Here is an 18,309-nt window from a genome sequence, read left to right as displayed (position 1 = left end):
TTAGGATATTTTACAAAGGTTAGCTCAGGCGGAATTATAAGGTTTCTTACCTTTTTAAAGTAAAATGGGATTTAAATTCTCTACCATCCTGTAGAATCACATGAAACCAATAATCATCAGCGGGCATTACTTTACCTCTGTATGTGCCATCCCAGCCTTGCGAAAGTGGGTCGAGTTGTTTTATTAATTTGCCAAATCTGTCAAAAATTAAGATGCTGGTTTTTGGCTGTATGAGGTTGCTAATACCTTGTACCTGCCAATAATCGTGGTAACCATCTGCATTAGGAGTAAAAAACCTGGCATAGCCTATTACGCTAAAGTCAAGCGTAGAATTTCCACATGTTTCAAGAGATCTTACATAAACCGTATAAAAACCGGGTTGAAGATTAGTAAAAATATTGCTTTCCTGATAGGGACCAAGCTCATCTAACGCATATTGTAAAGTACCATCGCCGGTTGCGGTAATAGTAGCTGTATTATTATCTGAAACATCTACCACATCTACAGAAGATATGGATGGTAGATCGCGACCTATAATATTTACAGATTTAGAACTTGAACAGCCTGTATTTATATTGGTTATAGTAAGAGTATGATTGCCAACAAGATTAGTTTCTAAATATGGAGTAGTTTGTCCTTCGGGCATCCACTCATAACTATAATTTTGACTGGGATCTGGTTGAAAATCTGGAATAATCTGTATTTTTTCCGGATAGTTGTTTGTGCAATACAGCGTTTCGGCCATTAGTTCAAAATCAGGTTCTGGGGCAATAAGCAGGTTGACTTCATTAATGGCATAGCATGAGTTGTCATTTTCTATCCGTGCATATACGATCTGATTATCTGGTATTTCATTTATATAGTCATCTGTAAGCAACTCATCAGGATTTTCTAATAATGCACCATCTTTAGTTTTATAAAAGGTAAATTCTGCCGAATTATTATTTGGTAAAAGCTGATTTTTAGCTTCTACAAGCGAAAAATTGGCAAATCCATCCTGATTTTCGTCGCAGGCATAAAGTGTTGCATTGCCTGCCTGTATACTACTTACTTCTATATCAAAAGGAAGAATGATAGAACAATCTGCTCTGTTTGTTAGTCTTGTATAAAGTGTTTCAAGGGGTAAGCTGTTTTCATAACCATACGGGTTGATAGAATCTGTCATGGTTTCGGCATCACCTTGTGTGTGATAAAATGAAACATTAATTGTAGGATTATTGTCTGTTAAGACGTCTGTGATTTCGTCAAGATTAAACAAACTATAACCATCTGCGGTCTCAGAATCTTCGCATTGTAATAATTTTGGTTTCTGGGCACCAGATTTGGGAAGGGCGTAATAAGTTACAGCTGCAATTCCTTTTTTCTCACAGGTACTTCCATCATTAAGATCTACGAGTAATTTATAGTCGGCTATTTGTGGGAACGGCGCATTAGGATCTTCTGCAATGTCTAATTCATTAGTGGTTTCTCCCGCTATTTCATTCCCATCTAAAAACCAGCGGTATGTAGCACCCGGAATCAAATCGTATTTTAGAGTGTAAGTTTCCCTTTCGCACAAATTTAATTGAGAAGTACTCAGATTGTTTTGTATGATATCTATAGTATTAAAAAGGGATTGATTAAACGGAGGTAATCCCTGAAAACTTAACCCCTGACCTAAAAAAATAGCTTTATCAACATAATTTGACGCAAACCCCGGTTCATTGGGATTTTCTATAACTCCCAGGTATGGCAGACCGTCATAATAACCTCTGCTTAATGCTCTGTAAATTTTACCATCAGGACCCAATTGTAGGCTACCGCGATAATAATTCTCAAAATGAAGTTCTATTTGACTGTCTCCTATATAAGTACTTTCAAGATCGTATTGTACTAGCGATGATCTGTTTGCTGAGGGAGGGCCATTAGAGTCTAAGTTATTAAAACTGTCGATATATAAGAATCTATTATTAGGAGAAAACTCTACGCCATAAACCGCATAATTAGGGCCATGAACTGCTATTGACATAGGGTTTGCAACCTTTCCTGTCTCTGAGTCAAAATCCATTAAATATAAGGGAGCAGTTCCATTAGCAGCAGCAAGCATTTGACCGTTTGGTGAAAACTTTAGATTCCCTCTGTTATCATCAATAGAAACTCCCAGAGTCGATTTTACAGGTGTAGTGTTTACGCCGTCAGGTGTTACTGCATACGTGAAAAAAGTATTTATGTTTTGATTATTGTTTTGGCCAGAACTGTTAGAAAGTGTAACTACCCATACAGAATCACTGTCGCAACCTTGAATAACAGCACTAAGTTTTTCTGTGGCGTAATTAAGCAGATGAATATTTTTTTGAGTAACAGCACCTAACGGATTTGTAGTAAAATCAACTATAGAATAGTTTAAGCCATGATAGTTTTCTGTATCAAAAAGGGAATCCATCGTGAATACGTAAAAAATATTAGGATCTCCGGGTTTAGGAATTATAATGGCAGACTGCGTACTGGAAGCGTTCCCAAACAAACCGCTCCCGTTTTCCATCACTTCATGGTTTTGATTGTAAACTGTCTTGCCATCTGTATAAAAAAGCAATTGACCCCTTTCATCAGAAATAGTTGCACAACCTTCTACTGTAGATAAATTGCCGTTCTGCACGGCAGTAGGAGGTGAAGTTGTAAAATTGAGTCCCGCCTTCTGGCCAAAATACCAATTATTTGCAGCGCCCTGGCCTGAAGCAAAATATGTAGTAAATACGCAAAAGACAAAGCACCAAAATAATTTCATAGCAGCAATTAAGCTACTAAAATACTATAAATCGCGCTTTTTTAACAAGGCGTAGGTACCATAAATAAAAAGGAATACCCACCCGCTTACAATCAATATCTCGTACCAATGCACTGCATAGTCTATCGCAATATCTGCTTTGAGCTGGTTTGCAGCTGTTTTTATAAAATCAAGTCGCTCAAACGGTCTGTTAATCAGGTTGCTCATAGATTCAAGCGGAAAGAATTGCATGATCTTATCTGCTGTGTCGCTTTCCGGGAAAACCTTAAAATTTAGAAATGCATAAATTATATTTTCCACGATCCACCAGACAAAGAGAAAACCCAACGCAAACGCAGATCTTTTGACTAAAACCCCCAGGAATAAACAAAAAGAGAAGAAACCAACCAGTTTAAGAAAATAAGCGAAAAGAAAATCCATCTCGCGGGTTACGATACCAAATTCTGTATAATCTGAAAATGAGTATCCCAGAATAACACTTAGAACAAAAACAAAGAAGGTAGAGATAAGTGCAAATGCCAGAACAGTATAGAATTTTGACAATACAAATTCCTGTTTGCTTAATCCATCGATCAGGTTTTGTTTGAGTGTGCGATTTGTATATTCATTAGACATCATCGAGACGATAACGATCGCAAGAAAGAATTTAAGTATTGCGGCTATATATGTATTGAAATGCCAGATAAACGGAAAATTAAAAATACCCTGATCTGCTATGCGGATATGCACATCGCCAAAATTGAATTCTATTGAAGCAATTAGTGCAATAAATGAAAGGATTATAAAATATGTCGCAGCAAGAATTTTAGAAGACCTGCTGTATTTGAGTTTATGTAATTCTATATTCAGTAATCTAAACATGGGGCTTAATTTAAGTTGCTGGTAAGTTGTAAAAATTGTTCTTCAAGACTCTCTTTTCTCTTAACGAGGTGAGAAAGAACAATACCTTGGTTAAAGAGCTGTTTGTTTAGATCTTCTGCGCTAAGCGGAGTGGCTAAAAATGCCGTGATTAATCCATTTTCGGTCTTTACACTTAAAAAATCGGGATTATTATCAAAAAATCGCAGTAGCTCTGTTTCCTGATGAGATTTCACTTCAAAAAAGCCATGACTTGCATTGAGTTCATCTACAGGTCCTGCATAAAGTTTAACTCCCTTGCGTATGATCACCACATGTGAACAAACTTTTTCGACTTCGTCAAGTAAGTGAGAAGCAAGCAGAATTGTAGTGCCATCTGCTGCAATCTTTTTTATGATCTCACGTATTTGATGAATACCCTGGGGGTCTAATCCGTTAGTAGGTTCATCAAGAATTAATATTTCAGGATCGTTAAGCAGGGCAGAGGCTATAGCCAGGCGCTGTTTCATACCCAGAGAGAACGTTTTGAACTTGCTGTTTTTTCGCTCCAGCAAACCTACTATTTCAAGCTTTTCATCAATTTTTGTGGGAGATACGCCCTTTATTTGACAAACCAGATTTAGATTCTGTTGGGCCGTCATGTATGGGTAAAAGTTAGGTCGCTCTATTATAGCTCCTACTTTTTTGAGTGCCTGATGAGTAGAATCTGAACCATCAAACCAATGAAAATTCCCAGAAGTGGGATTTACCACATTTAGAACCATGCCCAGTGTGGTAGATTTACCACTTCCGTTAGGTCCTAAAATTCCGTAGACATTGCCTTTGCTTATTGTAAAAGTGAGGTCATTAACAGCTTGCACAGGCCCATACCTTTTTGAGAGGCCGTTAATAGTTAGAATCGTATCCAATATATAGATGTTTTGATTGGTGTTCTCTTACAAGACGCATGAGTGTACTATTTGTTACAGGCTTTCTTATCTTTACACAAATGCCACTCGTATGCAAGAAAGATTAATGTCACGTAAAAAGCCAACTTATCCCATTGGCAATACATTAAAAGAATATCTGGTTAAATATAGCAGAGATACTAAAATACCTGTGTTTTACGACGATTTGTTGAGATTTTCGGGAGGTATTAGTGTGTATGATAAGAACGATAATGACACGTTATGGATAAGCGTTTACTACCCAGATCACGAGCGTGAAAGCATCTACACCAGTTTAAAAAGAGTATACGCTATTTTGCATTCTGATGGTAATGAGAATATTTTGCCTTTTCTTGATGTAGCGGCAATAGACTATTGCACGTTTGGTAATTCTAAACCTTTTAGAGTTAAGATCAAGAATATTTTTAATGACAATTACACCTATTTTTATGTGAAAAGAGCAGATGCCAGTCGTATCTATGGTCTTGAACTTGAGCATATTCTTTCTCCTAATCGTATCAACTTTTTGGTGTATAAAGACACACTTATTGAAGAGCATATTACAGGTATACCGGGTGATGAGTTTATAAATAATTATCTGGCAGACTGTGATCATGTGGGTAAATCACAGATCGCGAAAGAGTTTGTTAAATTCAACGAGCGCTGTATGATCTTATTATTAGGGGATATGCGTTCATACAATTATGTGGTAATACCCACGCACGATTTTGACCACATTAAATATAAACTGCGAGCGATAGATTTTGATCAGCAGTGCTATGAAGGTAATTTTAAAGTATATAAACCCCATTTGTTCAAAGAAAACTTTAAAATGGTAGAACTTGTTTCTAATCTTTTAGGAAACAACTCTATTGAGCAGTACCGTAAAGAAGAGCGGGCTGTACTTGCTAAGCGTATTATTACTTCAAAAACCAGATTACGTCGACTTTTAAAATGCATGACAACCGATACGGTTTCTTCTGAAGAAAATCTGAAACGCCTGCGTAACGAACTTTACGATTATACGATGGATATGAAATTTAAGCGCGCAAAATCTATGGGGCAGATCGTGAAAACTGCCCTTGATTTTGTGAAACGTAATTATGAAGATGTAAATATGCAGCGGCTTATGCAAGCCTCTTACTAGCTTTTTTGCTCTTTGTTGAAATAAACCAGATAGTAATACATCTGTTTTTCTTCATCCCAGCCTTTTTCTACAAACTTTTCTGCACTTTCAGGATTGATGAAATCCATCTTTATCTGGATGTGCGTATCCAGATCGATAACATTTCTCATCTTTTTGCGAGCAGCAGTAACGGCGGTATTTGCAATGGGAAAAGAAGTAAGATCTTCTATTTTGTATTTAGGCGCTCGGTCTGTTTTGTAGTTTTGAAATTCTGGTATTAAAGCGGGATTTTCTAAAACGTCATTAACAAAAGCAGACTCTTCAAAGTTGTCGTTCTTAGCAAAGTGATTTACAGCTCTGTTCATGAACATTACTTCCTCTTTCTTGTCTTCTGCCGGTAATACAACGTCTTTAGCAAAGTCCTGACAGAATTTTAAATACTTTTTTGTATAAAAATTATCATCAGCCAGCATTTCTACGCCCATAAAATTCTCAAGCCAGTATTTAGTATCATAGCGATTAGAATCTACAGATAATACTTTGTAACCCTCTTCTGCTTTGCTATTAAAAATAAGCGCTCCTTTATCTAATTTACTCAGGCTCACCCCTTGCTCAAGAAGCATGTTGAGGTTTTCTTCGCCTTCGCGAAATTGTAAAAAGTCTTGCTTTAATTCAGATTTAAATATACCCAAAACATCAGTTTTCACATTGTCAAGCATAACGCCAGTAATGTGGGCAACATACAACTCACCTGGTTTTATGTGCGGGTGACTGCTCTGGTCATATAGATGTTTTGCGATCTCTACAGATATCTCATGTGCCTGTGCAGGGCTTGCAAACATATTTGCTGCCATGTTGTACAATGAGTTGAACTCAAGATCTGCCTCATGACTAAAGTGATAGTAATTTTCTTCTTTTTCGCGAAAGCTTTTAAAGAAAAACTCTTTTATAAGTGGCGTTATCTCATCATTGAGATTGTACTGTTCTTTAGACAGAAATACACCTTCTGTACGGCTTTTATTACCAATGCGATGTATAGAAAGCGATTCTATCTGGGCAGCATATAAATTGATCATCTGTAATCTTGAATTTTGGGTAGATTTGAGCCTAAAAAAACCGATTTTTAGGGGTAAAAAATGGGTAAAACAGTAATAAAATCAGCTATTATGAGGAGAAAATCGGGCTTTTATTAATTCCAATTTTCATCAAAATCAAGACCTTCATAATCTTCTACGTCGTAGTCATCATCATAATCTTCAAAATCATCCTCATCTGTATCTGCATCTTCATCGCCAGAAAAATCTGTGGGTGGCGCCTGGTCTGGTATTTGCCCGTGCACATACATTAGATTAGGATATAAAGTACCTTCTACAGGTTCTGCCACATCTGCAAGCTCAACAAAAAACGTCCACATGCTTAAAAAATCGTATACATAGATAAGTCTTGTGTTTTCTGTAGAAACCACTTCATCTACGTTTGTCTCGCTCATAACACGCACAGGATTTTCAGATTCTCCCATATCAAAAAGGGCGATCTCTTCATCCTGTCTCCACTCGTCATCACTTGTAAAGAAAGAAGCCATCTCTGTACCATCAAAACCAAAAGACTGGGTTATGGCATTATGAAAGTCTTCAAGAGGTGCATCTTGCTGTATTTCTATGTCTCTAAATATATCCTCTTCGGTGTCGAGAATCACACGGAACCGGTAAATCATAGCATCAAAATTTTAGCCCACAAAGATACAATTTACGATGCAGTTGTCAATTTTATACTTTCGTTTTCTTTCACTGAAGTGAGGAGAATATAAAATTGAATTCCGAAAAGTACAGATGCTAAAATAAGGTGAACAGGCTGAGTTAAATATGGAAAATCGAAGTAATACATTAGTATACCCGTGACAATCTCAATGCCTATTATAATCATGACCCAGTTCATTAAATTATGACCTAAAGCTAATTTTTTGTTTCTAAAAAACAGCCACACATTAATAGCAAGTACCACAATAGAAAAAGACCGGTGAAAGTAAAAAGCAAAATCAGGATCACTTAGCCACAGATATTTGGCGGCATAACCTACAAGGTCTACCTGCTCATCTACAAACTGGCGTACCTGAGTTCCCATAGCGATTTGTATCAGGCTTAAAGCCAAAGCAAGCCACATCCCGTTTCTGAAGTTTTTATCAAAAGTGAACTTTACCGTTTTTGATTTGGCAAGAAAAAGAAGATACATCAATACTGCTATAATGACCAAAGCGATCACCATATGAATCGTTATTCTAACCGGAGACAGTACAGAATAAACAACAGTAGCACCTATCCAGCCCTGAAAACCCATAAGAAAAACAGTGAGCCAGGAAAGTAGCGGAATACGCTTTTTCTTTTTCCGGAATTTTATGCTCAAAATGGCCATAATAAGAACTGCAAATCCTGCTATGGCTCCTACTAAGCGATTAATATATTCTACCCACGTATGCAACGGATTGAAAATAGCATAATCGTGCTTGTCGTAAGTAGACCAATTTTTATTTGAAAATAATGCACCTGTAGTGAAATCGTGATTGGCTACGCGCAGGCTTTCATCTACAATAATTACCTGACCTTCTTCATACGAGCGGTTGGGTTGCCATCTTAATTCACTTTCCTGTGTAGGTGGTATAATGTAACCAAAGCATTTAGGCCAGTCAGGACATCCCATCCCGCTCCCGGTCATTCTCACAACTGCGCCGGCTACCACAACCATGTAAACCAGAATCAGGGAGATTAAAACAGATTTTCTATACAATTCTCTTGATTTTTAATTATCTGCCACTTTAAGACCAATCTCTTCGCCTTTCTTTAGCATAAATTCTTGTGCTTCGGTGTGGTTGTTTGCAATCTCGCCTTCAAGAATCGCTTCTTTTATAGCGTCTTTAATTATTCCTATTTCCCGTGAAGGTTTAAGATTAAAGGTTTTCATGATCTCTTCACCAGATACCGGCGGCTGAAAGTTGCGCACATGATCGCGCTCTTCAACTTCTTTTACCTTTTGGCGTACCTGTTTAAAGTTATTGTGATAACGCTTGTATCTCTTAGGATTTTTGGTTGTAATATCTGCTTCACAAAGCGTCATGAGATCTTCCAGATTTTCGCCTGCATCAAAAATTAATCTGCGTACGGCACTATCTGTCACAAATTCTTCTGCAATTACTATAGGGCGCGAACTCATAAGCACCATTTTTTGCACGAATTTCATCTTTTCATTTAATGGCATCTTTAAACGTTTAAAAAGTTTAAATACCATTTTAGAACCTACAAATTCATGACCGTGAAAGGTCCAGCCTATTTTTTTGTCAAATCTTTTTGTGGGCGCTTTACCTATATCATGCAGCAATGCAGCCCATCGTAACCAAAGATCATCAGTATTTTCTGCAATATTATCTACAACTTCAAGTGTATGGTAGAAATTGTCTTTATGTTTTTGTCCTTCTTTTTCTTCTATACCTTTAAGAGCAGTAAGCTCTGGCAAAACGAAAGGAAGCAGACCTGTTTTTTCAAGAAGTAAAAAGCCTTTAGAAGGTTTTTTGCTCAGCATGATCTTGTGCAACTCTTCTACAATGCGTTCATTGGTAATGATACTTATGCGCTTGTTATTTTTAGAAATAGCTTCAAGCGAAGCTCGCTCTATCATAAAATCAAGCTGTGAAGCAAACCTTATGGCGCGCATCATGCGCAAAGGGTCGTCACTGTATGTGATGTCTGGATCTAGCGGAGTACGAATTATTCCTCTTTCAAGATCTACTAAACCATTAAAAGGATCTAGCAATTTACCATGTATTGCTGGCGAAAGACCTATGGCAAGTGCATTTATTGTAAAGTCTCTCCTGTTTTGATCGTCTTGAAGAGAACCATTTTCTACCACAGGATTACGACTTTCTTTATGGTATGATTCTTTTCTCGCGCCTACAAACTCGATCTCAAGATCATTGTCACGCAACATGGCGGTGCCATATGTTTTAAAGACTTGCACTTTTGGTTTATGGGGCAGGAGTGAAGCTACTTTTTTAGCTAATTCTATACCGCTGCCTACAGCAACAATATCAATATCTTTTGCACTACCACGTTCTAAAATAAAATCACGCACATAGCCCCCAATAACATAAGTGTCTACACCTAGTTCCTGAGAAGCGTTTGAGATAACGTCAAAAATTTTATGGGTAATGGCTCCCTTATAGTTGGGGGTTGTCATGCACCTTTACTTTCGTAGGACTTTAACCTGACCATCATTTTTTAACTTAATAATGGTAGAAGGTTTAGCCGATTTTCTATTGTGGTGCAAATTTACTACATAGTCTACGCCTTCCAAAATAGCGGGACTTATTTCTTTAAATGACTGCGGTGTTTGCTCACCACTAATATTTGCTGATGTAGAAACAATGGGGCGACCAAATTTTCTTACAAGCATCTTGCAAAAATCATCTTTGGTAACGCGTATGGCAAGCGTATTGTCTGGGGCGATAAGATTCTCTGCCACGCGAATGGGATCATCGTACACAATTGTAGTAGGCTGAGCTGCGTATTTTAAAATGTCATAAGCAACTTCAGGCACGTTTTCTACATATTGATTAAGCATCTTAAAATCATGCACAAGACAGATCATTGTCTGGCTTTCTGCTCTTTGCTTCAATTTGTAAACCTTATCTATAGCTCCGGGATTTGTAGCATCGCATCCTATTCCCCATACCGTATCTGTAGGATATAGAATGAGACCGCCTTTTTTTAAAATGCCAATTGCTTCTTTTATTTCGTCTACCATATATGTATTGTTACCTCAAATTCATGCTTTGAGATCTTAAATTTTTAACGATGCAAAATTACTTTAAAACCCTGAAAGCTGCCCTATAATTCTGTTTTAAAGCAGGCTTTTATATACATCTATGTATTGTTTTGCGGTTGTTTCCCAATTAAAACTGGTAGCATGTGCTGTAACTTTAGTAGCGAAATCAGGGTCGTTTTGTGCGATTTTCATGCCATTTAGGAAGGTTTTTGCCATATATTCCGGGTCATAATGATCCCAGTAAAATGCATTTTCTCCTCCTACTTCTGGCAGCGATGTGTTATTTGAAAGAAATACAGGTTTACCATATCGCATGGCTTCTATTGGCGGTATACCAAAACCTTCACGCAATGACGGGAACACAAATGCAGCACAGTTCTTTAAATAGTACTTTTTAGCAGACTCACTTATTTTCCCAGTTATGTGCACCCGACCTTCTAATTTCAGTTTTGTTATAGTAGCTTTTATTTCTTCTGTGTAAGATTTGTCACTATTACCTGCCAAAACAAGGTCAAAATCGGGTAAAAAGGGCAACATTTTGACCAAAGAATTAAAGTTTTTCCGCGCTGTAAATTCGCCAATGCTGAACAAAAATGGTCGTGTGGGTATTATTTTCGGATTAAAATCGGCAGGAATTTCTGTATCCAGTATCGTATTTCCGTTATAAATGACATATTCCGGAATATTAGGCACATTAAAATGGTTGTGCGTATCTTCTTTTGCGAAGTTTGATATGTAAACCAAAGCGCTGGAACGACGTAGCTTTTCGCGAAAGCGTTTACTTCTTTCATGGTTGGGATCTGCACTGTTTTCTTCAATAAAATGAATGTCGTGCACCGTCATTAAATACGGAATATTGCCTTTAGGTTCTATTTTAATGTTCTGATTTAAAGAGTGCCAGAGGTTGTATTTTTCGCTTATGCGAAACAAAGGATACCTGCGGTAGGCGTGGTATTTTTTATAATTAAAAGTAGTACCAAATTGCTTTTTTAAAACGTCGATATCTTTCGCGTGAAGCGTAATATCGAGTTCGTCTTCTTGTTGCTGATATAGCCCTTTTATAAGGTGATAATTAAATTGCCCAAACCCAAAATATGGATTTTTAATATTGTGCGACTCTAAAAATATAGTCTTATTCTGCGGCATATAGAGCTTAGGTTTTTTAACAATAGAAATAGATTTACTTTTGCTGCATAATTAAGACTATGAAAATCGTTTGCAGCCCGGCGCACAAAAATAACCTTTTTAAGATAGAGCAGCTTCTCAAAAATTTTGAAGCAGAAGGCGAGATGCTTGCAGACGGTGGGCGTAACCAGATACGTATTGTAGATCTTGACGGTGTAAAAGTAGCGATCAAGTCTTTTAAAATTCCTAATACGGTAAATAAAATAGCATATCGTTTTTTTAGAAAATCTAAAGCGCAGCGCTCTTTTGAATACGCCACCAGATTGCTGGAGCAAGACATTGACACACCCAAACCCGTGGCTTATGCTGAGCAAGAATCATTACTGTATGGTAAAAGTTATTATATATGTGAGTTTCTGGAATACGACTTAACATATAGAGAACTTATTGCCAATTCTAAATATGTGGGTAATGCAGATATTTTAAAAGCTTTTACCGCATTTACGTTTGAAATGCATGAGAAAGGAATTCATTTTTTAGACCACTCTCCCGGGAATACTTTGATAAAAACTGAAGAAGATAAATACAGATTTTACCTGGTAGATCTTAATCGTATGGATTTTAAACCACTTGATCATGCAACGCGTATCAACAATTTTAGAAGGCTTACGCCAAAGCGGGAAATGGTAGAAATTATGGCAAAAGAGTACGCCAGACTTGCAGGTCTTGATCCTAATAAGACGGTAGACGAAATGTGGCAAAGTACGGTAGAATTTCAGGAAGCTTTTCAGCGAAAGAAGCGTTTAAAAAAGAAAATAAAGTTCTGGAAGAAATAGATATTATTTCTGTCCGCGTCTGTAAAGCCAAAGTTTAACGTAGCGCATAAAAAGAGCATAGCTTTGTAAAACACTAATTGTTAAGCCTACAACACCATCTCTAAATCCCTGTTGTAAAATATAGTGTTTAAAGAATCTCCAGACGGGTTTTATAATAAAATGAAAGGAACTTAACCGGTTAGTATGCTTATCATAATCTAAAGCTTGCCAGTACGCATATCTATTTAGCTTTTGAATGTAATTGTCGAGGTTTACATAAGTATTGTGATACAACTTGTTTTTTAAGAAACCTATTTCACCGTTTGAAGTAAGTTCTTCGTGTACCATTTTATCTTCGTAAACGCATTCGTCTCTTTTAAAAAGACGTATCACTTTATCATGCTGCCAGCCACTATAGCGCACCTGTTGCCCCATAAAATGATTGTTTCTGTAAATCCAGAAACCTGCAATACCAGATGGTGGATTTTCCAGGATTTTCTGAATTTCAGATTTTAATTCTGGGGTTACTCTCTCATCTGCATCAAGAAGCAAAATCCATTCATTGCCAGCCTGCGGTATTGCCCAATTCTTTTGAGAAGCGGGATATTCATACTTTCTTTGAAGAATTAGATCTGTATATTTTTTCGCCTTGAGCAGCGTGTCATCTGTGCTAAAAGAGTCTACTACAATGATTTCATCTGCAAAATTAGCAGATTCTAAAACTCCCTCAATATTGTGAGACTCATTAAAAACAGTGATGATAACAGTGAGTTTCTTCATAGGATTACGCAGTTGCCAAATCTAAAAAACTTTTTAAGATTAATGCCTTAACTTTGCGCGATTAAGTATGAAAGATAAACCTGGCATTTCTGTAATTATAAGTACGTATAACGCTGTAGAGTGGCTTAAAAAGACGCTTTGGGGTTATGCGCAGCAGACCAATAAAGATTTTGAGATCGTAATTGCAGATGATGGTTCTGGTGAAGAAACCATCAATACAATTAAAGAATTTCAGGAATGGTTTCCTGTACCTGTTATACATGTATGGCAGGAAGATGACGGTTTTCAAAAATCGCGTATTCTCAATAAAGCTATACTGGCATGTAACTCAGACTACATATTGATGAGTGATGGGGACTGTATTCCTAAAAATGATTTTTTAGAGTTTCACTTTAAGTTTAGAGAAAAGGGTTATTTTTTATCTGGAGGTTATTTTAAGCTACCCATGTCTATTTCTGATGAAATTACAAAGCAGGATATAGACGATCAAAAATGTTTTGATATAGCGTGGTTACAGGAAAGAGGTTTAAAATCGTCTTTTAAGAACAATAAATTGACCGCTAGAGGGTTAAAATCAGACATTCTTAATCTACTTACTCCCACAACTGCTAGCTGGAACGGGCATAATGCCAGCGGCTGGAAAAAAGATATTCTAGCTGTTAATGGTTTTGATGAACGCATGCAATATGGTGGTCAGGATCGGGAACTGGGAGAACGCCTGATAAATTTTGGGATTAAATCTAAGCAAATACGCTACAGCGCCTTATGCGTGCATCTTGATCATCCTCGTGGATACAAAACTCCGGAGACGTTGCAAAAGAATGCAGCGATACGTAAGAATACCAGAAAGAAAGGTTATGCTTACACGTACTACGGCATTGAGAAGAAAGAAATTAATTAAGGTTGTCAAGAAAATTGAGCAACTCTTTTTTTATAAATTCAGGATTAAGTTCTTCATATAATTTTATAGATTCTTTTTTCATTGCCTTAAAACCCTTACTCTTATACAGCTGTGGTTTATAATTTTTTAAATGCACAGCGACCTGCTTTTTGCCCGGGTAAGAAGCCCAGGCTTCAGGATTAATCCAAGGCGAGTAAATAGAAAATGTGGGCTTATTTAAGGCTTTAGCCATATTAACCGCACCGCCTTCATTACCTATTAGGGCATCACAAAAACTGGTTAATGCAATGAATTCGCGTAAATTCTCACCGTAGACCTCTGGAAAAATATGACTGACCGTTCTGTTGTCACAATTATTTAAGAGCTCCTCAACTTTTGGTTTTTGATCAGGTATGTAATTCAGTAATAATTGAGCATTGGTTTCCTCTACAATGGTTTGCAGTAATTTAGCTAAATAAGGAAGCGGATATGTTTTTAGCCCACTGCTGCCCAATACACCTATCATAAAGATCGGTTTACTAATATCGATATCAGAATTTTCCAATTTTGCTTTCGCAGAAGCGATTTCTGCCTCTTTTAGGTAGATTTTTGGTTTAATTTCTTTTGGAAAATCCTTAGATAAAGGAGCGAGAAGTCTCATCCGGTTCTCAATGGCCAGGCCGGCTGCGGTTTCTGCCTTATTACTATTTTTGACTGAATGATTGTATAAATAGGAAGTGTATGATTTTTTAATCCCGACCCTCACCTTGGCACCGCTGTAAAAGGACAGAAAAGCGCTGCTTATTTTAGAATACGCATCAATTACTATATCGTAGTTCTCGCTGCGCAGACGAGCAGCAAATTTGATGAAAGAAATGGTATTGCCTTGAGAATCCTGTAAATCAAAAATAAACTTATCAATAAACGGGTTATTCTGAACAACTGGCACCGTATGCTTATGAATAAGGTAATGCAATGATGCCTCTGGATATTTAGAACGAAGTGCCTCAAAAAGAATAGACGACGTAAGAACGTCGCCTATCATTTTTTGCTGTATTACCAGTATTTTCATCTATGTGAAATTTCGCAATAGCGACTATTTATTAAACCGCTACGTCGTATTCCCTTAAAGCCGCATTAAGAGAGGTTTTCTTATCTGTACTCTCCTTACGTTTACCTATAATTAATGCGCACGGTACATTGTACTCACCTGCAGCAAATTTCTTAGTATAACTACCAGGAATTACAACAGAACGAGGTGGCACGTATCCTTTCATTTCTTTAGGTTCGCTGCCGGTAACATCAATAATTTTAGTAGAACCTGTAAGTACAACATTTGCACCTAAAACAGCTTCTTTACCCACGCGTACTCCTTCTACAACTATGCAACGAGAACCTATAAAAGCATTATCTTCTATGATTACCGGTGCTGCTTGCAGAGGTTCAAGAACTCCGCCTATACCTACACCGCCGCTAAGGTGAACGTTTTTACCTATTTGTGCGCAGCTACCCACTGTAGCCCAGGTATCTACCATCGTACCTTCATCTACATAAGCGCCTATGTTCACATAACTAGGCATCATGATCACACCTTTAGAAATGTATGCACCATGGCGTGCCACAGCATTGGGGACAACACGTATGCCTTTATCCTGATATCCTTTCTTTAAAGGCATCTTATCGTGATATTCAAAAATACCAACTTCTATTTTTTCCATTTTTTGAATTGGGAAGTAAAGCACAACCGCTTTTTTAACCCATTCATTTATCTTCCAGTCATCACCATCAGGTTCTGCTACTCGCAGTGTACCGCCATCTATTAATTCTATGACCTCACGTATAGCATCCTGAGTTACTTTATCATTTAAAAGGGAACGATCTTCCCAAGCGTCTTCTATTAAATTTTGTACTTGTTTCATATTGTCTTAAAAAATGAGGGCTAAAGATAGTTTACACCATATAAAAAAACCAAGATTGACGAGATTAGTTTTAAAGGCTTATTTTTGCAAAAATATTTGCTATGGCTCGCATTCTTGCATTAGATTATGGTACAAAGCGCACCGGTATTGCTGTGACAGATGAGCTTCAACTCATCGCTTCAGGATTAACAACAGTGCCTACGCATGAGCTGCTTAAATTCTTACAGGAATATCTGGCGGCAGAGCAGGTTGAGCGTATACTAATAGGTGAGCCTAAACGCATGAACAATGAAGCATCTGGAGTAGAGGCAGATATTATAAGCTTTCGCGAAAAGCTTGAAAAAGTAACCAGCATACCCATAGAGCGAGTAGATGAGCGGTTCACTTCAAAAATGGCCGTGCAAACCATGCTCGATAGCGGATTGAAAAAGAAAAAAAGAAAAGATAAAGCGCTGGTAGATGAGATTAGTGCAACAATAATTTTACAGACTTATCTTTATAAATAGATCACTCTTAATTTAAAGATTTAATTTTTTTAAAATGATATTACCTATAGTGGCTTACGGTGATCCCGTATTGCGAAAAAATGCCGAAGTAATAGATAAGGATTATCCAGGCCTTGCAGAACTTATTGAGAATATGTTTGAGACTATGTATGGTGCCAGTGGTGTAGGTCTTGCAGCGCCACAGATAGGAAAAGCAATTAGAATTTTTCTGGTAGATACGTCTCCGTTTGCAGATGATGAAGAACTTACCGAAGAAGAACGTGAAGAACTGGCAAGCTTTAAAAAGGTTTTCATCAATGCAAATATTGTTAATGAAGATGGTGATGAGTGGGCTTTTGGCGAAGGCTGTTTAAGTATTCCCGGTATTAATGAGGATGTTTTTAGACAGGAGCAAGTCACTATAAAGTATCAGGACGAGAACTTTGTAGAGCATACAGATACGTACACTGGTCTTATAGCCAGAGTAGTTCAACATGAATACGACCACATCGAGGGTATTCTGTTTACAGATAAACTGTCAAGCTTAAAGAAACGTTTGATAAAAGGAAAACTGGCAAATATTAGCAAAGGCAAAGTAAATAGTGATTATCGCATGCGCTTTCCGGTAAAAAAGGGAAGATAATTTATTTTGAAAATAAAAAAAGAGCATGATATTTGCGCCCTTGCTTTTTGCAAGAAAAGTATCGCCTTTAAAAAATAATTCACGACAGAGACAGATGATGTCTTTTTCGTTACCAAAGCATAAAAATAAAATATGAGTTTAGACAAAATATTGTCCATTTCAGGAAAACCAGGCCTTTACAGTCTTAAAACACAAACCCGCACAGGTTTTATAGCCGAATCTCTTTTAGACGGAAAGAAAATACCTGTAGGTATGCGTCACAATGTGAGTATACTTTCAGAAATTGCTATCTATACTTTAGATGGTGAAGTGCCATTAAAAGATGTATTTGCTAAGATCTCAGAAAAAGAAGACGGCGGTCCTGCTATAGATCACAAAAAATCTAAAGATGAGTTAGAAGCTTACTTTTTTGAAGTGCTTCCTAATTTTGATGAAGATCGTGTATATGCCAGCGATATTAAAAAGATAATACAGTGGTATAACTTGCTTCAGGCAAAAGATATGCTCTATCTGGAGGAAGCTGAAGTTTCTACAGAAGCTCCTTCTAAAGATGAAGAAGAATAGACGTTAAAGTATTATATATGCTGCTTGATTTTATGCTTTGATTGGATTAGTGAGGTCTTTAATTCTTAAAAATTGAAAGAATCTTTTATGTTTTGTCGCTAGATCTGTATCGTGGGTGTAAACTATATCACTTTGCACTGAAAGTCAGCGGTTTCATTTATGAGGGACTAAAAGTCCCCTTCATTATCAATATAAAATTGGACTTGTCCGAACCTTCTCGTCGATGATGCTCCAAATAGACAAACCAGTGTATAAGTTATATTTCTCGTACTCTAAACACCATAAGTACTTGTCTAAAATATTTTCCGCAGTGACGCTCCTTTAGTTGAAAAAATTCTTGCTGTAACTTGCGCGATGTCCGACTCTTTAATTGTTTTACTATGTAACTGACATTTATTTTTGAAGCATATTCTACATGCGTCTATGTAGATCAGATCTTTCGGTATTTTTTTGAACATCTTTATGCAAAACTTTATACCTGTATTTGGTAACCCAAACTAGATGACAAGTTAATCTACTTACTATATAGGAACCTTTTCTTGGACTATTACCCTTTAGCCAAATTATAGTTTTTAGAAGTACGAATGTTCTGCAATAATTGAAGGGTTTTAT

18 protein-coding genes and 1 pseudogene are annotated in these 18,309 nt (G+C 37.0%); 6 read left to right on the top strand and 13 right to left on the bottom strand.

Annotation, left to right across the window (positions count from 1 at the left end):
* Positions 1–46: 46 nt before the first annotated feature.
* The 3 genes from ACH3PA_RS17785 to ACH3PA_RS17775 are packed head-to-tail and all read right to left on the bottom strand — an operon-like array spanning position 47 to position 4,530.
* Positions 47–2,764: a T9SS type B sorting domain-containing protein gene (locus tag ACH3PA_RS17785; RefSeq protein ID WP_416442528.1), complete on the bottom strand. Its 2,718-nt coding sequence runs from the start codon at positions 2,762–2,764 to the stop codon at positions 47–49.
* A gap of 24 nt (positions 2,765–2,788) precedes the next feature.
* Complete coding sequence (locus ACH3PA_RS17780; protein WP_416442526.1) at positions 2,789–3,625, bottom strand: ABC transporter permease; 837 nt, start codon at positions 3,623–3,625, stop codon at positions 2,789–2,791.
* A gap of 5 nt (positions 3,626–3,630) precedes the next feature.
* Complete coding sequence (locus tag ACH3PA_RS17775) at positions 3,631–4,530, bottom strand: ABC transporter ATP-binding protein (protein WP_416442524.1); 900 nt, start codon at positions 4,528–4,530, stop codon at positions 3,631–3,633.
* Positions 4,531–4,621: 91 nt separating this feature from the next.
* Here ACH3PA_RS17775 and ACH3PA_RS17770 point away from each other — a divergent pair, with 91 nt between their 5' ends.
* Positions 4,622–5,695, top strand: coding sequence for a hypothetical protein (locus tag ACH3PA_RS17770; protein WP_416442522.1), 1,074 nt, complete (start codon positions 4,622–4,624; stop codon positions 5,693–5,695).
* On the opposite strand, the gene ACH3PA_RS17765 is transcribed toward ACH3PA_RS17770, so the two are convergent.
* The 6 genes from ACH3PA_RS17765 to ACH3PA_RS17740 form a co-directional block, all read right to left on the bottom strand.
* Positions 5,692–6,750: a nucleoid-associated protein gene (locus tag ACH3PA_RS17765; RefSeq protein WP_416442520.1), complete on the bottom strand. Its 1,059-nt coding sequence runs from the start codon at positions 6,748–6,750 to the stop codon at positions 5,692–5,694. The genes ACH3PA_RS17770 and ACH3PA_RS17765 overlap by 4 nt on opposite strands.
* 113 nt (positions 6,751–6,863) lie before the next feature.
* The gene (locus ACH3PA_RS17760) at positions 6,864–7,388 is read right to left on the bottom strand and encodes an IS1096 element passenger TnpR family protein (RefSeq protein WP_416442518.1); all 525 of its coding nucleotides are present in this window, start codon (positions 7,386–7,388) and stop codon (positions 6,864–6,866) included.
* A 32-nt stretch (positions 7,389–7,420) separates the two neighbouring features.
* A complete protein-coding gene (locus ACH3PA_RS17755; RefSeq protein WP_416442516.1) occupies positions 7,421–8,455 on the bottom strand; it encodes a COX15/CtaA family protein in 1,035 nt (344 codons plus the stop codon).
* Between the two features lie 12 nt (positions 8,456–8,467).
* Entirely contained in the window at positions 8,468–9,898 is a 1,431-nt protein-coding gene (locus ACH3PA_RS17750) for a CCA tRNA nucleotidyltransferase (protein WP_416442514.1), read from the bottom strand.
* Between the two features lie 6 nt (positions 9,899–9,904).
* Positions 9,905–10,465: an L-threonylcarbamoyladenylate synthase gene (locus ACH3PA_RS17745; protein WP_416442512.1), complete on the bottom strand. Its 561-nt coding sequence runs from the start codon at positions 10,463–10,465 to the stop codon at positions 9,905–9,907.
* Positions 10,466–10,561: 96 nt separating this feature from the next.
* Entirely contained in the window at positions 10,562–11,632 is a 1,071-nt protein-coding gene (locus ACH3PA_RS17740; protein WP_416442510.1) for a glycosyltransferase family 4 protein, read from the bottom strand.
* 59 nt (positions 11,633–11,691) lie between these two features.
* Here ACH3PA_RS17740 and ACH3PA_RS17735 point away from each other — a divergent pair, with 59 nt between their 5' ends.
* The gene (locus ACH3PA_RS17735; RefSeq protein WP_416442508.1) at positions 11,692–12,447 is read left to right on the top strand and encodes a lipopolysaccharide kinase InaA family protein; all 756 of its coding nucleotides are present in this window, start codon (positions 11,692–11,694) and stop codon (positions 12,445–12,447) included.
* A gap of 3 nt (positions 12,448–12,450) precedes the next feature.
* Here the strand turns inward: ACH3PA_RS17735 and ACH3PA_RS17730 are convergent, their stop codons facing one another.
* Complete coding sequence (locus ACH3PA_RS17730) at positions 12,451–13,206, bottom strand: glycosyltransferase family 2 protein (protein ID WP_416442506.1); 756 nt, start codon at positions 13,204–13,206, stop codon at positions 12,451–12,453.
* A 67-nt stretch (positions 13,207–13,273) separates the two neighbouring features.
* Here ACH3PA_RS17730 and ACH3PA_RS17725 point away from each other — a divergent pair, with 67 nt between their 5' ends.
* Positions 13,274–14,107: a glycosyltransferase family 2 protein gene (locus tag ACH3PA_RS17725; protein WP_416442504.1), complete on the top strand. Its 834-nt coding sequence runs from the start codon at positions 13,274–13,276 to the stop codon at positions 14,105–14,107.
* Here the strand turns inward: ACH3PA_RS17725 and ACH3PA_RS17720 are convergent.
* Together ACH3PA_RS17720 and ACH3PA_RS17715 are read right to left on the bottom strand one after the other, a co-directional pair.
* Positions 14,100–15,158: a glycosyltransferase family 9 protein gene (locus tag ACH3PA_RS17720; RefSeq protein WP_416442502.1), complete on the bottom strand. Its 1,059-nt coding sequence runs from the start codon at positions 15,156–15,158 to the stop codon at positions 14,100–14,102. The genes ACH3PA_RS17725 and ACH3PA_RS17720 overlap by 8 nt on opposite strands.
* 31 nt (positions 15,159–15,189) lie before the next feature.
* Entirely contained in the window at positions 15,190–16,005 is an 816-nt protein-coding gene (locus ACH3PA_RS17715; protein ID WP_416442500.1) for a 2,3,4,5-tetrahydropyridine-2,6-dicarboxylate N-succinyltransferase, read from the bottom strand.
* Between the two features lie 101 nt (positions 16,006–16,106).
* Between ACH3PA_RS17715 and ruvX the strand changes: the two genes are divergently transcribed.
* The 3 genes from ruvX (at position 16,107) to ACH3PA_RS17700 (ending at position 17,697) form a co-directional block, all read left to right on the top strand.
* A complete protein-coding gene (gene ruvX / locus ACH3PA_RS17710) occupies positions 16,107–16,511 on the top strand; it encodes a Holliday junction resolvase RuvX (protein WP_416442498.1) in 405 nt (134 codons plus the stop codon).
* A 34-nt stretch (positions 16,512–16,545) separates the two neighbouring features.
* Positions 16,546–17,133 carry a peptide deformylase gene (def, locus tag ACH3PA_RS17705; RefSeq protein ID WP_416442496.1) on the top strand — a complete coding sequence of 196 codons (588 nt, stop codon included), beginning with the start codon at positions 16,546–16,548 and terminating at the stop codon, positions 17,131–17,133.
* Positions 17,134–17,265: 132 nt separating this feature from the next.
* Entirely contained in the window at positions 17,266–17,697 is a 432-nt protein-coding gene (locus tag ACH3PA_RS17700) for a DUF5606 domain-containing protein (protein ID WP_416442494.1), read from the top strand.
* A gap of 157 nt (positions 17,698–17,854) precedes the next feature.
* Here ACH3PA_RS17700 and ACH3PA_RS17695 read toward each other — a convergent pair.
* A pseudogene (locus ACH3PA_RS17695) lies at positions 17,855–18,261 on the bottom strand (transposase).
* Positions 18,262–18,309: the final 48 nt, after the last annotated feature.

Origin of the sequence: Leeuwenhoekiella sp. A2 (assembly GCF_047946655.1) — a bacterium.
Taxonomy (GTDB): Bacteria; Bacteroidota; Bacteroidia; order Flavobacteriales; family Flavobacteriaceae; genus Leeuwenhoekiella.
This window is presented reverse-complemented; position numbering and strand designations above follow the sequence as displayed.

Excerpts from the sequence above, each read along its gene's own strand:
- ACH3PA_RS17745 (WP_416442512.1), bottom strand. The coding sequence starts at position 10,465 with ATGGTAGACGAAATAAAAGAAGCAATTGGCATTTTAAAAAAAGGCGGT.
- ACH3PA_RS17765 (WP_416442520.1), bottom strand. The coding sequence starts at position 6,750 with ATGATCAATTTATATGCTGCCCAGATAGAATCGCTTTCTATACATCGC.
- def (WP_416442496.1), top strand. The coding sequence starts at position 16,546 with ATGATATTACCTATAGTGGCTTACGGTGATCCCGTATTGCGAAAAAAT.
- ACH3PA_RS17770 (WP_416442522.1), top strand. The coding sequence starts at position 4,622 with ATGCAAGAAAGATTAATGTCACGTAAAAAGCCAACTTATCCCATTGGC.
- ACH3PA_RS17735 (WP_416442508.1), top strand. The coding sequence starts at position 11,692 with ATGAAAATCGTTTGCAGCCCGGCGCACAAAAATAACCTTTTTAAGATA.
- ACH3PA_RS17725 (WP_416442504.1), top strand. The coding sequence starts at position 13,274 with ATGAAAGATAAACCTGGCATTTCTGTAATTATAAGTACGTATAACGCT.
- ACH3PA_RS17785 (WP_416442528.1), bottom strand. The coding sequence starts at position 2,764 with ATGAAATTATTTTGGTGCTTTGTCTTTTGCGTATTTACTACATATTTT.
- ACH3PA_RS17740 (WP_416442510.1), bottom strand. The coding sequence starts at position 11,632 with ATGCCGCAGAATAAGACTATATTTTTAGAGTCGCACAATATTAAAAAT.
- ACH3PA_RS17700 (WP_416442494.1), top strand. The coding sequence starts at position 17,266 with ATGAGTTTAGACAAAATATTGTCCATTTCAGGAAAACCAGGCCTTTAC.
- ACH3PA_RS17780 (WP_416442526.1), bottom strand. The coding sequence starts at position 3,625 with ATGTTTAGATTACTGAATATAGAATTACATAAACTCAAATACAGCAGG.
- ACH3PA_RS17715 (WP_416442500.1), bottom strand. The coding sequence starts at position 16,005 with ATGAAACAAGTACAAAATTTAATAGAAGACGCTTGGGAAGATCGTTCC.
- ACH3PA_RS17750 (WP_416442514.1), bottom strand. The coding sequence starts at position 9,898 with ATGACAACCCCCAACTATAAGGGAGCCATTACCCATAAAATTTTTGAC.
- ACH3PA_RS17720 (WP_416442502.1), bottom strand. The coding sequence starts at position 15,158 with ATGAAAATACTGGTAATACAGCAAAAAATGATAGGCGACGTTCTTACG.
- ACH3PA_RS17730 (WP_416442506.1), bottom strand. The coding sequence starts at position 13,206 with ATGAAGAAACTCACTGTTATCATCACTGTTTTTAATGAGTCTCACAAT.
- ruvX (WP_416442498.1), top strand. The coding sequence starts at position 16,107 with ATGGCTCGCATTCTTGCATTAGATTATGGTACAAAGCGCACCGGTATT.
- ACH3PA_RS17760 (WP_416442518.1), bottom strand. The coding sequence starts at position 7,388 with ATGATTTACCGGTTCCGTGTGATTCTCGACACCGAAGAGGATATATTT.